Source organism: Streptomyces sp. NPDC048411 (assembly GCF_040704695.1).
GTDB lineage: Bacteria > Actinomycetota > Actinomycetes > Streptomycetales > Streptomycetaceae > Streptomyces.
Map to the genome: position 1 here is coordinate 51,129 of NZ_JBEZKL010000030.1, position 15,519 is coordinate 66,647.

The window sequence follows — 15,519 nt, forward strand, 5'->3', positions numbered from 1 at the left end:
TCCACTCCCGACGGGACCACCACTGTGCACACCCTCCGCGCCACCCGCAGCTACGCCGCCCGTCTCCTGCTGATCGGCCTCGCTGCCGCACTGGCGCTGCTCGGCGCCGCAGGCATGGCCGAGGCACACCCTTTCGGTACACCGCCGGTCGCCCAGGTCAAGGCCCAAGGCCGCGCCGTCGAGATTACCTGGTCGGCCCAGCGCAACGACCTGGACGTCCTGCACCAGGCGGCCAGGGGGGACGACGCGGCCTACCTCGGCTCGCACATCACCGTGCGCCAGGACGGGCGCGAGTGCCGGCTGGGCGCAGTGGACACCCTGCAGCTCGCGAGCAAGGGCGCCCTGATCCACTACACCTGCCCCGAACCCGTGGACACGGTCGCCCTGACCATCACCGCGCTGACCGACGTCAACCAGGCCTATCGCACGATCTCCGTGACCGAGAAGGGCGGCGGCGGCCTGCACACGGCGAGCGACCCCACCCTTACCCTCGCCCTCGGCGGAGCCGGCAGCTCCGCCGTCACCGCATCCACGGGGCCGTCGACCATATGGACCACAGACCTTGCGGCACTGCTGGACCACGGAGTCGTACTGCCACTGGCCCTTCTCGTCTCCGCAGCGGTGGGCGCCTTCCACGCCTGCGCCCCCGGTCACGGGAAGTCGCTCGCAGCCGGGTACCTCGTGGGCGGCCAGGGCAGGGCACGTGACGCGGTGTGGCTCGGCGCCATCGTGGCCGTCATGCACACGGCATCGGTCGCCGTACTCGCCGTGGGCTGGTGGCTCGCCGCCCAGCACGCACCGGACGTCGCAGCGGTCACGAACTGGCTGCAGCTGATCGCAGCCCTGGTCGTGGTCGCCGTGGGCATCGGCCTGCTCCGGCGCCACCTGATCAACCGGAAACACGGCCACAGCCATGGCCACCATCACGGGCATGACCACGATCACCACCACGACCACAGCCACCACATCCCGACGTCCACGTCTCTGCTCACCTGGCGCGGCATCCTGCTGCTCGGCACATCCGGCGGCCTGCTCCCTTCCCCGTCGGCGTTCCTCGTCCTCCTCAGTGGACTGCTGACCGGCCGGGTCGGCGCGGCCATCGCGATGGTGGCGTCGTTCGGTGCCGGCATGGCGCTGACCCTGACCGGCGTCGGCCTTGCGGTACTTCGCGGTCGCGACGCGTTCCTCGCCCGAGCCACGACCTCGCCCGCGCTGCGCACCTGGAGCACCCGCGTCCCGGTCGTCGCTGCCTGGGGCGTCGTCATCGGCGGCACCGTGGCGTCAGCAGTTGCCGCAGGCCGCGTCCTCGCATCGTGATCCACGGCAAGGGGCGGCGGCGAGCGTCCACGCGCCCGTCCTCGGTGTCGGCCACAGGGTGGGGGTCACCACGGGCGCTGACCCGTGTGCCCGATTCGGCTCGTCCGCGGGCGCGTGCCGGGGGACGATCGGCGGTGACGGTGTCGCGGCGGGAACACTTGGCGGATCAGATGGAGCGGGCCGAGAGACAGGACGACGGGGCGCCCGGTCGTCTGGAGCGCAGGCATTTCCTCGCTGTTGCCGTGGCTGGTGCGATGGCGGCCGGCTGCCGCTCCTCCGTTGTGAAGGGGCCCCGCAGCGAGACCACCTCGCCCGGTGCCACCCCGTCCACCGGGGACGGTGAGCGGACCCGTGCGGGAAACCCCGACTGGCGTATCCGTTCGGAGGGAACGCCCGAGGCCGTCCAGGGATACACCGACAAAGTCAGCGTGCTGCCGGGCGAGGAGTTCGGTCTGTACGTCTCCACGACCGCTTCCGGCTTCCGGGTCTCGGCTTACCGGGTCGGCTGGTACGGGGGACACCAGGCGCGCCTGGTGTGGCGTTCGCGCCGTATCGCCGGCTCGGTCCAGGCCCCGCCCCGGCTGCTGGAGGTCACCCGCACCGTGCGGGCCGACTGGAAGCGCACGCTCGGCGTACGCACCGAGGGCTGGCCGGAGGGTGCGTACCTGCTCCGACTGGAGGCGGACAACGGCCACCAGCGCTATGTGCCGTTGATCGTCCGCTCGGTGTCCGGCGCGGGCAGGACAGTTGTGATGCACGCGGCGTCGACCTGGCAGGCGTACAACGCCTGGGGCGGGTACAGCCTCTATCAGGGCGAGGACGGTGCGTACGGGACCCGGTCGCTCGCTGTCAGCTTCGACCGGCCCTATGACCGCAGCGGTGCCGAGAAGTTCATGGTCTACGAGAGGGCGCTAGTCGTTCTCGCGGAGCGGCTGGGAATTCCGCTCGCCTACACCACGGGGGTGGACGTCCACCGCGAGCCCGGCGTGCTTCACGGCGCCCGTGCGGCGCTCTCCCTGGGCCACGACGAGTACTGGAGCCCACAGCAACGGGACCACGTGACCCGGGCGCGTGACTCCGGTACCAATGTGGCCTTCCTCGGCGCCAACGCCTGCTTCCGCCGGATCAGGCTGGAGCGGGGACCCACCGGCGACGCACGCACAGTGGTCTGTTACAAATCGGACTACCGCGCAGACCCGTACCTCGCAGACCATCCGGCCCTGCCGACACATGACTTCCGACAGCCGCCTGGAGCCGACCCCGAATCCTCCCTCACCGGCGTCCTTTACGAGGGCTATCCGGTCGACGCCCCGTATGTGGTCCATGCCGACGACCACTGGCTCTTCGAAGGGACCGGGGTCAGACGCGGAGACTCCTTCGACCATCTGGTCGGGGTGGAGTACGACCGGGTCACGCCGGGGATGCCCACCCCGGCGCCGCTTGAGGTCGTTGCGCACTCCCCACTCTTCTACAAGGGCAAGCCAAGTCATTCCGACTCCGCGTACTACACCGTGCCGAGCGGATCGGGCGTCTTCGCCACCGGGACGATGCGATGGGTCGAGGCCCTCATGGCCGGAACTCGGGACAACGGACGCAACCACGGAATGGACGCACGCACGGGGCGGTTCGTCACGCGCACGACGGAGAACCTGATCCGAGCGTTCGCGCAGGGCCCGTGCGGCAGGAACAGGCCGAAGCCCCGGAGCAACGCGAGCACCCTCTACCCGCCGCCGCCACCCTGAACTTGTCCGTCGTCTCCGATCACGTTCCGCAGACCCTCGTTTTCCTCCGCATCCGGGTCATGGTGCCGAACGAGCGGCCCCAGCGAGAGCAGGGAGGCACCGGCTGTGACGGCGGGGCGCACGCCGACGCAGGTGCCGAGGGCGCAGGCGGGCAGTGCGGCCACTGGCCGGGACGGGGCCCGAGCGCCCCGTCCGGATAATCGCCCTGCGGTCTCCGGCACCGCCGAGAACGTCGTCGGGGCCATCCGGCCTGCGCAAGCCCAGCTCTCGGACCGCCACGGACTGACCCGCTTGGCCACCCCTGCCGACTCGTCCGGGGACGGCAGCACACCGGCGCGTCGGAGCCCCCGCGCGCGGGGAGACCGGGCCGAGAGGACACGGGTCGACAGCTCCTGGCGTCAACACGGCGTTCCTCGATCTCTCGCGTTCGACGTAAAAAGGTGGAAAAGCGGGTAACCAGTGCAGCGCGTACGGCATCCTCCCAGGCGTGATGAGCTTGACGGGGACACCGTTCTCCCTGACCACGATCGCGCTCGCCGTGGTCACCGTGCTGCTGCCCCTGCTGCTGTGGGGCCGGGTACGCGGCCCCGCCCTGGTGCGCGGCGCGGTGCGCCTGGCGATGGTCGTCCTCGCGCAGGCGTCGGCCGTGCTGAGCGTCTTCGTGATGGTCAACAACGCCAACGGCCTGTATGACAACTGGGCCGATCTGCTCGGCACCGGACAACACATCGTCGCCGCGCCGAACCTCGGGCGCGACGGACTCGGGGACCACAAACGAGCGGCGAACGAGCCGAAGGTCGTCCAGGACTTCAGTCCGGCGCATGACGCCCGCATGGGCCCGGGCGTCCGCGTCACCCGGCTGAGCGGTCGGGTGTCGGGGGTGCGTGGCGAGGTGTACGTATGGCTGCCGCCCCAGTACAACCAGCCGGCCTTCCGGAACCGGAAGTTCCCCGTGGTCGAGCTCCTCGGCGGATTCCCCGGATCGGCGAAGGCGTGGTTCAGCGGCTTGCGGGTGCAGTCGCAGCTGGAGGCGGGGATGCGGAGTGGGGAGATCGCCCCGTTCATCCTCGTGGAGCCGCGCACCAATCTGCTGGCAGGCCGGGACACCGGGTGCGCCAACGTTCCGGGTGTCGTGGACGCCGAATCCTGGCTGAGTGTGGACGTCCGGCAAATGGTGATCGATACCTTCCGCGCGCAGAGCCGTGCGAGAGGCTGGGCGGTGGCCGGTTTCTCGGCCGGGGCACACTGCGCCGTGAAAATGGCGCTCGCCCACCCCGACCGGTACCGGGCCGCCGTGGGCCTCTCCGGCTACAACGACCCGGCCGCCGAGCGGGTCTCCCTCACGGCCGGGGACCCGAAGCTGCGGCGGGTCAACAATCCGCTGTGGATCCTGCGCCACGCCACCACCCCGCCGCGCGTCGCGCTGTACCTCTCGGGCCGGCGCAACGACGGCTACCGTGACGGCCTCGCGCTGCGGCGGGCGGCAGCACCCCCGACGCGGGTGGTGGTGGTCGAGGCGCGCGGGCCGCACACGATCAGGGTCTGGAAACGCCAAGTGCCGCAGGTCTTCCGCTGGCTGACGGCCGAAATGACGTCCCCACGCGGGCCGGGCCGCTCCCGCGAGGCACATCCGATCGATGGGGGCGAGCCGGGCCGGGGCGCCCGGGTGCGGCCCGTGGATCATCTGTGGTGAGGACGCCGTCGTGGGCTGCGGTCAGCTCAGTGAGTGCCGCGGCGACGACGGAGATCCAGCACTGTTGGATCGAACCTGCGAGCCGAGCCAGGGCGCAGCTAGGGCATGTTTCGAAAGGAGCGCCGTCCGCCCGTAGGGCGGGCCTGGCGGCGTCTGGTGCGTGCGATCGCAAGGCGGAGGGTCACCCCGATACTGGGCGTATCGGGGCGAGCCCGACAACGCGGCGAGCGTGCGTGCCAGGCGTCGCCAGCCAGGCGGGACTTTCGAAACACGCCCTAGGCGCGCTACCGCTCGTCGGCCCCGAAGAGGAGGACGCGTGAGGGGCGCGCCGTGTCGGCCCGCCGTCAGCGGCGCGTGCGTCGCAGCCGCCGGCCGAGGAGGACGGCCCCTGCGCCGGAGGCCAGTGACGCTCCCGCGAAACCAGCCAAGGCGGCCTTGGGGCGGACGTCATTCGCAGACCCGGCAGCCACCCGGGACGGCCGGGCCGAGGAGGGAGCTCCGGCCGCCCGGAGGATCAGGTCGGCGACTGCCGCGGGATGGGCGATCAAGGACACGTGGGAGGAGTTGATCTCCACCGTGTGCGAACCTGCACGCTTCGCCTGGAAGCGTTCCTGATCCGGGCTGATGGTCTTGTCCTGCCGTCCGACGAGCGCCCAGGACGGGATGTGCTTCCAGGCCGCGACCTTGGCCTTCTCGGAGAACGCGGTCGTAGCGGCGGGCCGCTGGGTGGCCCCCAGCAGATTAGCCTCGCTCTGCGGCAGGTCGGCGGCGAAGACCTGGTGAACCTTGTCGCGCTTGAGGTACAGGTCGGTCCCGCTGCGGCCGCTCTCCCGGTACGGGACGGACCTGGTGGCGGTGCCCAGTTCACTGGGGAACCGTGCGGCCAGCGACATGCCGCTCTCACCCACATCGGGCATCAGCGCCGACACGTACACGAGCGACTTCACCCTCGGGTTGTCGGCCGCGGCCGAGCTGATCACAGCGCCGCCGTAGGAATGGCCCACCAGGACGACGGGGCCCTTGATGCTGTCGAGTACCGAGGCGATGTAGGTCGAGTCGTTGTACAGACCGCGCAGCGGGTTGGCAGGCGCGATGACGGTGTAGCCGCTGCGCTCAAGGCGTGAAATGACCCCGTTCCAGCTGGAGCCGTCAGCGAACGCGCCGTGCACCAGGACCACGGTGGGTTTCGTGACGGTCGGGTCGCCTTCCGCGGCAGCCGGAGCTGCCGCGGACGCGCACAGGGCCAATGCACATCCGGCGACGGTGACGTGTGCGCGCAGCATTCGAGGCTGTGTGCCGGAGTTCGCCCATGTGGTCATCCCGTTCTCGCTTCCCTTGAGGTCAACAGCACCTCAGCGTTCACCCATCGGCGCCGCCGGGCCCGGCGGCGCCGTCCGACCGGGTGAAAGGGGCGGGGCATCGGATCCAGGGCCGGCCTCGCCGGGCATGCCAGGACCTGCTCCCGAGGGCGGAGCACCGGTTGTCGGTCAACGCCGCGCTCAGGAAGCGCCCGGCCTACCGCCCGACGTACTCGCCACCTGGGCTCCCGCCCGTATCCTCACCACCACCTCGATCGTGCGGGCCTACACGCCGGACGAGCACCACCGCGTCCCTTGCGAGCCGCAACCGCGCGCTCAGCCGGCGGCAGCGCCGAACCACCTGGGCAGCTGGCTGAGCAGATCCCGCTGATCGTCACCGACCCACGCCACGTGGCCGTCCGGCCGCAGCAGCGCCGCGGGCACGTCCAGTTCCTCGCTGACGTCGACGACGTGGTCGACCCGATCTGCCCAGCCCGCCACCGAGAGTCGGCCGGTCTGGTCGAGCAGGAGTCCGCGGCCGCCGTGCATCAACTCGTAGAGGCGCCCTTGTTTCAGTCCCACGTCCCGCAGCCGCCGGCCGAGCAGTGCGTGGCCCTCGCCGAAGTCGTAGCGGACGCCGATCGCGGTGATCTTCTCGATCAGATACCGATTCACGTCCTCGAAGTCCATCAGCTCCGACAGCATGCGGTGCACTGCCTGGGGACCCGGCTCGGGGGACAGCAGCTCGGTCTGCGCTCGGGTGTTGTCCAGCACGTCGGCGGCCACCGGGTGCCGTTCGGTGTGGTAGCTGTCCAGCAGCCCCTCCGGTGCCCAGCCACGCACCTCGGCGGCAAGTTTCCAGCCGAGGTTGAACGCGTCCTGGATGCCGAGGTTCAGGCCCTGCCCGCCCATCGGTGGGTGGGTATGCGCCGCGTCACCAGCCAGCAGCACCCGGTCGACCCGGTAGCGCTCGGCCAGCCGGGTGGCGTCGCCGAAGCGGGACAGGAAGCGCGGTGAGTGCACGCCGAAATCGGTGCCGGCGATCTCCCGCAGCCGTTGTGTGAACTCTTCCAGGGTCGGCGGCACCCTGCGGTCCTCGGCCACTTCCTCGGCGCGCACGACGAAGCGGTACACCCCGTCCTCATGGGGCGCGGGGCCGAACCGCAGGCGCGTTGTGCGGAGCGCGGCCGCCACCGCGCCCAGCGTCTCCGGCGGGACGGCCACCTCCGTCTCGCCCAGCAGCCACTCGACTCCGGCTGGCTCACCGGGGAAGCCGACGCCGAGCAGCTTGCGCACTGTGCTGCGGCCGCCGTCGCAGCCGACGAGGTAACGCGAGCGCAGTCCGGTGCCGTCGGCCAGCTGGGCGGTCACCCCGTGCTCGTCCTGGCTCAGCCCGACCAGTGCGCAGCCGCGCCGGAGCTCGGCGCCGAGCTCGACGGCGCGTTCGGTCAGCAGGCGCTCGGTGACGGTCTGCGGGATGCCGAGGATGTAGGAATGCGCGGTGTCCAGCCGGTCCGGCGGCGGCTTTCGGATGCCGGCGAAGAGACCACCAATCGGGTACTGCTTGCCGAGTGCGAGGAACCGCTCCAGAAGACCACGCTGGTCCATCACCTCGATACTGCGCACGTGCAGACCGAGCGCACGGACCTGCCTGGTTGGCTCCGCGTCCGTCTCCAGCACGACCACATGCACGCCGTGCAGCCGCAACTCGCAGGCAAGCATCAAGCCGGTCGGCCCGCCGCCGACACAGCGCCCTGCACGGCAGAGAGTCCTCTTCACGTGCGTGTGCTCAGGCGCCCACGCTCGTACATGCTGAAGAGAAGGGCCAGCGAAGGAACGATCAGGACCACAGCAGCACATGCGACACCGACAAGAACCCAGAGCGTCGAGTCCGGCGCGGCCGCGTCCGCGATCGACACATGCGTCCCCAGCAGGTAGGGATACTGCGCCACCCCCCAGCCCGCCACGACAGCGGCCACCGCGACCGCTGCTGTCCCACGCAAGCCGCGGGACCTTCCGGCTCCCAGCAGCAGAAGGCCGGCAACTCCGCTGAGCGCCGCCACAATCATCAGCGGTAGACCGCGGTGACTGAGCTGATGGAAGAGTCGGGGCGAATCCGACCGCAGAACCAGAACACCCGCCAGGCTGACCGCGCCTGTGACAGCGGCGACGACCAGTGCACGCCGACGAAAGTACGTTTCAAGCCGCGCACTCCGCTGTTTCCGTGCAGCCTCTGTCAGATAGACCGCAGCCAGATAGGCGCACACGAGTACCGCCAGAACCCCGCCGAGAACTGAGGTGGGATTGATCCAAGAGCTCACCGCGTTCCCGTTCCCCTGTGAAGGAACCCTGCCCGACGCGATGGCCCCGGCCACACTGCCGAAACAGTACGGCGTCAGGACCGAGGAGACAGCAAAAATCACTCCATAGACCCGCTGTTCAGCGGTACGCAAGGAGACCTTCCGGAAGGCGAACCCCGAGCCCCGTAGAACGATTCCCAGTGCTGCGAACGCGAGAGGCAGATAGAGCGTCGAAGTGATCGCGGTAAACGCTGTGGGGAAACCGGTCCATAGAATGACCAAGCAGTAGATGAGCCACGTGTGATTTGCCTCCCATACCGGGCCGATCGACACGTCGATCAAGTGTCGGGGCTGCCTGCCGCGGTCGGCCTGACCGGCTGTCAGATCCCAGAAACCTGCTCCGAAATCGGCACCGCCGAACAATGCATAGGCGATGACGCCGACGAACATGATGAGTGCAACCGCATTGCTCATGACTGGAGCTCTTCTCCGGTGTGGGCCTCGGCGAATGGCTTGGAAGGGCCGTAGGGAACCTTGACAGACGCATCGCCTTCCTCTCTCCAGCGCCGCTTCATGGAGCGCAGAACCAACAGGACGCCCGTTCCGACGGCCAGGTAGAGGGCCAGGACAACGGCGAAGAAGAACCAGAGGTTTCCCTCCGTGGTCACGGCGTCCCGGGTGAGCAAATGCCCGACTACGGTCCAGGGCTGTCGGCCGACCTCAGTGACGACCCAACCGCTTTCGAGCGAGACAAGAGCAACGATCCCGCTGAGCGCGGCGCCGCGCAAAAACCAGCGGTTCTGTGGCACTTCACGCCGCCGCCACCACAGCCACCCGAACCACACCACCAGGCCGAGCAGTACGAACGAAGTGCCCACCATTACGTCGAACGCCAGATGCACGATGCTGACGCCGCGATCGGTCGGCCGAACGGCTTCAGGAATCGCGTCGAGCCCATGGATCTCCGTTGACGGCCTGAAGCCGGCCAGAAGGGACCCCATATCAGGGATCTGGAGCCCGTACTTCACCCGGCCATCGACGAGAATCCCGCCCATTGTCTCCGGCACGTGGGTTCCAGTGGTCGGGAGCATTTCGATTGCCGCGAACTTTGCCGGCTCCTTATTGAACACCTGGCGAGCCACCAGGTCACCAACGAAGATCTGCACGGGCAGCGCGACAGCCGCCACCAGGAAACCGGTGAGGAAACCGACACGGTGGTAGTGGTCACGCCGCTCCCTCAGCATGCCGACCGCGTACACGCCCGCCACCATGAAGCCCGCCACGATGTATGCCGCAAGCAGCATGTGGACCGTTTCGAACCAGAAGGCGCCATTGAAGAACACTCTGGCCGGCTCCACTTCCACCACATGTCCGTTCCGCACGGTGATGCCGCCGGGCTGGTTCATCCAGCTGTTCGCAGCGATGACGGCCGCAGCTCCGCCGATGCTGGACAGCGCGACAGGCACACCGGTCCAGAAGTGGACCCACGGCGGCAGTCTCTTCCAGCCGTAGATGTAGATCGATACAAAAATCGCCTCGAGGAAGAAGAAGAGCCCCTCGATGGCGAAGGGGAAGCCGAAAGCGGCGCCGTACCTGCCCATCAGGCCCGGCCACAGGATGCCCAGCTCGAACGTCAGAACGGTGCCGGTTACGGCGCCCACAGCGAAGAGAACCGCAGCGACCTTCGACCAGCGCTGAGCGAGGAGAAGGGCGTCATGGTCGCCGTGGCGCAGTCCGCGGTAGTTCGCGATCAGCATGAGGGAGGTCAGAGCTACACCGAATGGCACAAGAATGATGTGAAAGCCGAGGGTGAAGGCCATCTGCTCACGTGCGGGGAGCAGTTGTGGCGGATCACCCACCGAGGCCACGGCGTGCAAGGTGAGCGAGCAAGGGACAAAGGCGGACAGCATCCCCGCATGGTTCTGGCGCAGCGACGACGTCGGCGTCGCCCGACACGCGTCGTGCGGACACTCCACCCGGTCGGCCCAAGGGGGTGGGGTCCGGCCAGGTCACGTCCGTTGGCGGTCTGCGGCGGATACGGCGCTGCCACGTCGCCTCGCCGCGTTGTCGGAACGTTCGCATACATCCCGCATGCGAACGCCCCTCCGCCTTGTGCTGCACCGCATCCGACGCCGCGCGCTGCCCCGCCAGGGATGACGGGACAACCTTTAGACTCGCGGCACAGTGTCCGGCTTCACTGTGCGCCGCGCACAGCCCGATGACGTCCGTACCGACGCTGCCGTGCAGGGTCAGACGTTCTGTGGTGCACACATGAATCCGACCTCGATGTGGAGTCGATGCATGACGCAGGCCCCCGAGCAGTGGCTCGCTCAGCCACGAAACCTCAAGTCCTCCTTTCCCGTTCTGCTTTTGGCCCTGGCGACGGGAGCGGTCGACGCGATCAGCTTCATGACCCTCGGCGGTGTATTCACCAGTGTGATGACCGCGAACCTTGCTCTGTTCGGTCTCGCCATCGCCACCCACGACATGCTGCTGGCCGGTCACGCAGCACTGGCGATCATCGCGTACACCTGCGGTGTGCTTCTCGGCAGTCGGGTTGCTTCCGTCCCGGTCCGCGCACGATGGAGCGGTGCCCGGATCGCACTGCTCGCAGAGGTGATCATCATGACCGGTGCGATGACGGCGTGGGCCGCTCTGGACGGCAAGCCGGCCGGCACCGGCCAACTGGTCCTCCTGGCGGCCATGGCCGTGTGCATGGGATGCCAGGGCGGCATGATCCGTGCCGCAGGCGGGCCGAATCTCTCGACCACCTACATGACGGGCGCTCTCACCGGCGCGCTGGTAGCACTCGCCGTCAGGAAAGAGGTTGAGCGATACAACATTGCGGTGATCGCGATGCTGCCGACAGGAGCAGGGCTGGCGGCGCTTCTCGTCACCCACGCACGGGCGGCTGCTCTGGCCCTGCCCTTGGTGCTGCTGACTGTGGCCCTCACGCTGTCCTTCCGGCGCCCTGTGCCCCACTAAGGGCTGTCCCGTAATCCCTGGTGGATCAGCGCGCGGCGTCAGATGTGGTGCATCGCAAGGCGGAGGGGCGTCCTCATACTGGGTTAATGCGGGCGTTCCGACAACGCGGCGAGGTGCCGCAACTGTCCTCGTGCGCCCGCCAGGGATTACGGGACAGCCCTTAGCCAGTGCAGTCGTTGATGTCGTCGTCCGACGATCCGCAGACCAGTCCAAGTCGGGGCTCTGCGTCGAGTCCGTCCTGGGCTGCGGGTATCACTAGGCGAAAGGTGGTGGCGCAGTTGGGGGAGTGGGGCTACCACACCACCCGTTCGGGTTGACGGCACCGTTGGCGTTGTCACCCCCCTTGCCCTTGCCGCTGTCGCCGCCGCCACAGGCGGTCGCAGCCAGGGCGATGATGGCCGCTCCCGCGACCCACTTGGCGCTCTTGGCACCACGCATGGGTTTCCTCCTCATGAGTCCACTTGTGACTACAAGAGAGGCACTGTCGTGATACACCGACACCCCTGACGGTGATCGTTTCAGCGCCTCGAGTGTGTTCGTGAGTCGGCACTTCCCGTAGTGCGTGACCCATTGACCCGAGCTCAATGGAGCCAACTATTAAGTACGCCCGGGCTGTAAACCACACTTAAAGGCTCTCGGTTTGACAACATTGACCGGGCCCGGATGACCGAAATCCGGGCAAAGTAATCCCAGGCAGACACCCGCGAAACGGACCGGTACCACATGTTCCGGAGAGCGACGCCCGATATCCGGACACCGCGGGCAGGAAATCGAGGTCGTCCGGTGGCCGTCTGCCTCAGCTCTCGCGCAGGCTGGGCGTCAGCCGCACCGTCACCGTCTTGGGCCGTTGGTACTCCTGGAGCGCCAGCGTGCTCAGGTCCGTACCGTGGCCGGACGAGCCACGCCCGCCGTGCGGGAGCTCCGCCGTCTGCACCAGATGGCAGTTGAGCCAGGCCTCGCCCGCGTCGAGGCGGGCCGCGAGCTCGAGCCCCGTGCCGAGGTCGGTCGTCCAGACACTGGCCGCCAGGGCCTGCGGAACCCTGTTTGCCAGGTCCAGGGCCGCCTCCACGGTGTCCGCGTGCTGGACTGTGAGGAGCGGTCCGAAGACTTCCTCGGTGACCGCCGGGTCGTCGTGCGGGAGATCCGCCAGGACAAGGGCCGCGCGCCAGTGGCCGTGCTCCTCGCCGGGCGGTGTGGCGATGTCCGCCGCCAGCAGTCGCTTCGCGGACGAGGAGGCGACCAGGGCGTCGTAACGCGCCACCTGGTCCGGGTTGTTCAGCGGGCCGAAGTCACGGCCTGCCAGCCGGGCCCCCATCGCCTCCGCCAGGCGGGCGACCGTCGACTCGTAGTTCTCCGTGAGCGTGATGACCCGGGCCGGCGCCGCGCAGCTCTGGCCCGCGTTGTACGTGGCCGCTTCCGCGAGCGACGCATACGTGTCCGCCGGAGCGTCCGGGAGAACGACGACCGGGGCGTTGCCGCCCAGCTCCAGGCTGATCCGGCGCGTCCCCGCCCGCGCCGCCACATCCAGGCCCGCCCGCCCGCTGCCCGTGAACGCGACCATGTCCACCGAGGACTCGACCAGCAGCCGGCCCGTCCGCCGGTCTCCCGGAAGGGACTGGAGCACGCCCTCGCCCAGGGTCCGCGCGGCGTGCTCCGCCAGCAGTTCCAGTGTGTCCGGGGTGGTCTCCGCCGACTTCACCACCACCGTGTTGCCCGCGGCGAGTGCCGGGGCGCAGCGCCAGGCCGCCATCATCAGCGGGTAGTTCCAGGGGACGATCACCCCGACCACGCCCATCGGCTCCCAGCGCACCCAGCTCTCATGCCCGGTCACCAGTCGGCCCGCCGCCGGGGCTGTCCGGGTCCGTGCCGCCGTCGCGTAGAAGCGGAACAGATCCGCCACCTGCTCGATCTCGCCCGCAGTCTCCGCATCCGGCTTGCCCGTACCGGCCCGCTCACGAGCCGCGTACTCCGCTGCGCTGTCCTCGATCAGCGTCGCCAGCCGGTCCAGGCGCCGCGCCCGGTCCTTGGGGGTCAGGGCGCTCCAGGTGCCGAGCGCCGTACGGGCCGCTGCCACGGCCGCAGCCACCTCGGGCTCGCGGGAGACGGGAGCGGTGCCGCGGGGACGCCCCGTGCGAGGGTCGGTGAGTTCAGTGTTCATCGTTGCTTCCCGCTCGTCGCTTCCTGCTGCTCGTTTCTCACAACGCGTATGACCGCAGCCACAGTTCCAGTGTCAGCACCAGCCACAGCTTGCCGCCGTGACGGGGCAGGAGCGTGCCCTCACCCTTCATCCAGGCGCGGATCGTGTCCGGGCGGAACAGGCCCCGGTGGGCCGATTGCCGGCTCAGCAGCAGATCGTTTCCGAGGTCGCGCAGCGGACCCGTCAGCCACTGCTGCACCGGCACCCGCATCCCGCTCTTCGGGCGGTCGACGACCGTGTCGGGGAGGAGGTCACGCACGGCCTCCTTGAGGATCCACTTCTCCGCGGAGCCACGGAGTTTGAACGTCGGCGGCGTCGCGAACGCGTGGTCGACGACCCGGCGGTCGAAGAGCGGTGACCGGCCCTCGATGCCCTGCGACGCCGTCAGGCGCTCCACCTTGGTCAGGATGTGGTGTGCGCCTTTGGTCCGCAGATTGCAGTGCAGGAGCTGGTTGAGGAGGTGACCCATGCGGTGCGGGCTGTCGACGCCCGGTGTCAGATACGGCTCCACGAACCGCTGCGGGCGCGGGGCGTCCCGCAAGGCGTCCAGCGTCTGCGGGGTCAGTAGCGTGGGGAGGTCCGTCCAGCACTTGCGGTACGAGCGCAGATACGCCGTCGCCCGGTCCTCGTCCCAGGGCGCCCCCGCTTCACGGTGCATCTCCTGCACCAGCATCGGGAGGTTTTTCGGGCCGCCGAAGACGGGGTCGCCGCCCTCGCCGTTGAGTACCACCGACGCGCCGTCCGCGGCCACGGTCTCCGCGAGCAACAGGTTCGGGACCGTCAACGGATCGCCCACCGGGCTGTCCAGGAGCGCAGCCGCCTCCGCGAGCCGTGAGGCGACCGTCTTCCCCGACACGTTCAGGACCCGGTGGCGGGTGTGGCAGTGGGCGGCCACCAGGCCCGAGTAGCCCAGCTCGTTGGGGAGTTCGTCGCCGAAGCTGATCGAGTACGTGTGCACCGGATGGCTGTGGAGCTTCGTCGCCAGCGCGGTGACGAGGGAGCTGTCGATCCCGCCGGAGAGAAGGACCGCTGCCGGCTCCGCCTCCGGGAGCCTTGCGGTCGTCGCCTGCTCCAGGAGCGCCCGCAGGGCCAGGGCGTGCTCCGTCGGATCCTGCGGTACCGGCTCCGCGATGCGCTCGTGGGGCTCCCAGTGCACGGTCTCGGTGACCGCGCCGTCCTCCGCCAGCCGCAGCACCCGCCCGGGCAGGACTTCCCGCACGCCCGTCAGGAGCGTCTCCTCGCCCGGCAGATAGGCGAAGGTGAGGAACGAACGGACCGCGGACAGATTCATCGAGGTGCCGAGCGAGGGCCAGCGCCGCAGCGCCCGCAGCGAGGTCGAGGCCGCCCAGGATCCTTCGGCGCGGGCGTAGAAGAGCGTCCGGGCGCCCACGTGGTCGCGGATCAGGATCAGGTCCGTGCCGTCCAGCACGGCCAGTACGAACATGCCTTCGGCCAGCGCCACTCCCGCGTCGCCGAGCCGCGCCCAGCAACGCAGCAGCAGTTCACCGTCGGAGCAGCGGGCAGGTACGGGGGTCCCCTCGGCATGCAGCGCGGACAGGAGGGCCGGGCGGTTGTGGAGGGTGACCTCACCCACCGCCGTCAGGCCGAATGCCGTGAACGGGCCGTCGGCGCGGCCGGGTTCGTTCGTGATCAGCCCCAGGGCAGCCCCGGGGACGTCCACGGATGCCCGGCCGGTCCCGGCCGCGCCCATCGCCTCGACATGGGCCCGGGCCTGCCGGGTGGTCGGGGACAGGCAGACGCAGAAGCGTGCCATGGACGGCTCCTCTCCTCGGTGTTTCGTGTTCCGTACTGCTGCCGCCGCTCCCACGGCTTCCGGTGGTGCCGATGCGGCAGGCTAAGACCGACCGGCACATGGGAGGCGGCGTCGCGTGCCGTCATCCAGGTGTGGCCCTCCCAACGCGCCGCCCTGGAGGCCGGCCTGGTCGATGCCGCAGCGCGGAACATGGCGGTGACCATGCCCACCTCG

General features: G+C 69.3%; 11 protein-coding genes. 4 read left to right on the forward strand and 7 right to left on the reverse strand.

The window, feature by feature from the left end; all coding sequences use genetic code 11:
- The first annotated feature begins 24 nt into the window (after window positions 1-24).
- The 3 genes from AB0915_RS13935 (at window position 25) to AB0915_RS13945 (ending at window position 4,752) form a co-directional block, all read left to right on the forward strand.
- Window positions 25-1,317: a hypothetical protein gene (locus AB0915_RS13935; RefSeq protein WP_366691304.1), complete on the forward strand. Its 1,293-nt coding sequence runs from the start codon at window positions 25-27 to the stop codon at window positions 1,315-1,317.
- Between the two features lie 170 nt (window positions 1,318-1,487).
- Window positions 1,488-3,059 (forward strand): N,N-dimethylformamidase beta subunit family domain-containing protein, encoded by a 1,572-nt coding sequence (locus AB0915_RS13940; RefSeq protein WP_366691312.1) that lies wholly within the window; start codon window positions 1,488-1,490, stop codon window positions 3,057-3,059.
- A 490-nt stretch (window positions 3,060-3,549) separates the two neighbouring features.
- Window positions 3,550-4,752, forward strand: a complete 1,203-nt coding sequence (locus AB0915_RS13945) for an alpha/beta hydrolase-fold protein (RefSeq protein WP_366691313.1) — start codon at window positions 3,550-3,552, stop codon at window positions 4,750-4,752.
- Between the two features lie 344 nt (window positions 4,753-5,096).
- On the opposite strand, the gene AB0915_RS13950 is transcribed toward AB0915_RS13945, so the two are convergent.
- From AB0915_RS13950 to AB0915_RS13965, 4 genes are all read right to left on the reverse strand, one after another.
- Window positions 5,097-6,071 (reverse strand): alpha/beta hydrolase, encoded by a 975-nt coding sequence (locus tag AB0915_RS13950; RefSeq protein WP_366691305.1) that lies wholly within the window; start codon window positions 6,069-6,071, stop codon window positions 5,097-5,099.
- Window positions 6,072-6,386: 315 nt separating this feature from the next.
- Window positions 6,387-7,829: a rifampin monooxygenase gene (gene rox / locus AB0915_RS13955; RefSeq protein ID WP_366691306.1), complete on the reverse strand. Its 1,443-nt coding sequence runs from the start codon at window positions 7,827-7,829 to the stop codon at window positions 6,387-6,389.
- Window positions 7,826-8,824, reverse strand: coding sequence for a cytochrome d ubiquinol oxidase subunit II (locus tag AB0915_RS13960; RefSeq protein WP_366691307.1), 999 nt, complete (start codon window positions 8,822-8,824; stop codon window positions 7,826-7,828). The genes rox and AB0915_RS13960 overlap by 4 nt, the downstream gene beginning before the upstream one ends.
- Window positions 8,821-10,260 (reverse strand): cytochrome ubiquinol oxidase subunit I, encoded by a 1,440-nt coding sequence (locus AB0915_RS13965; RefSeq protein WP_366691308.1) that lies wholly within the window; start codon window positions 10,258-10,260, stop codon window positions 8,821-8,823. Before AB0915_RS13965 ends, AB0915_RS13960 begins: the two co-directional genes overlap by 4 nt.
- A 391-nt stretch (window positions 10,261-10,651) precedes the next feature.
- Here AB0915_RS13965 and AB0915_RS13970 point away from each other — a divergent pair, with 391 nt between their 5' ends.
- A complete protein-coding gene (locus AB0915_RS13970; protein WP_366691309.1) occupies window positions 10,652-11,335 on the forward strand; it encodes a YoaK family protein in 684 nt (227 codons plus the stop codon).
- 255 nt (window positions 11,336-11,590) lie between these two features.
- On the opposite strand, the gene AB0915_RS13975 is transcribed toward AB0915_RS13970, so the two are convergent.
- The 3 genes from AB0915_RS13975 to AB0915_RS13985 all read right to left on the reverse strand — a co-directional run bounded on the left by AB0915_RS13975 (window position 11,591) and on the right by AB0915_RS13985 (window position 15,306).
- Entirely contained in the window at window positions 11,591-11,773 is a 183-nt protein-coding gene (locus AB0915_RS13975; RefSeq protein ID WP_366691314.1) for a hypothetical protein, read from the reverse strand.
- A gap of 358 nt (window positions 11,774-12,131) precedes the next feature.
- A complete protein-coding gene (locus AB0915_RS13980) occupies window positions 12,132-13,493 on the reverse strand; it encodes an aldehyde dehydrogenase family protein (RefSeq protein ID WP_366691310.1) in 1,362 nt (453 codons plus the stop codon).
- A gap of 37 nt (window positions 13,494-13,530) precedes the next feature.
- Entirely contained in the window at window positions 13,531-15,306 is a 1,776-nt protein-coding gene (locus AB0915_RS13985) for an asparagine synthase C-terminal domain-containing protein (RefSeq protein ID WP_366691311.1), read from the reverse strand.
- Between the last annotated feature and the right edge of the window lie 213 nt (window positions 15,307-15,519).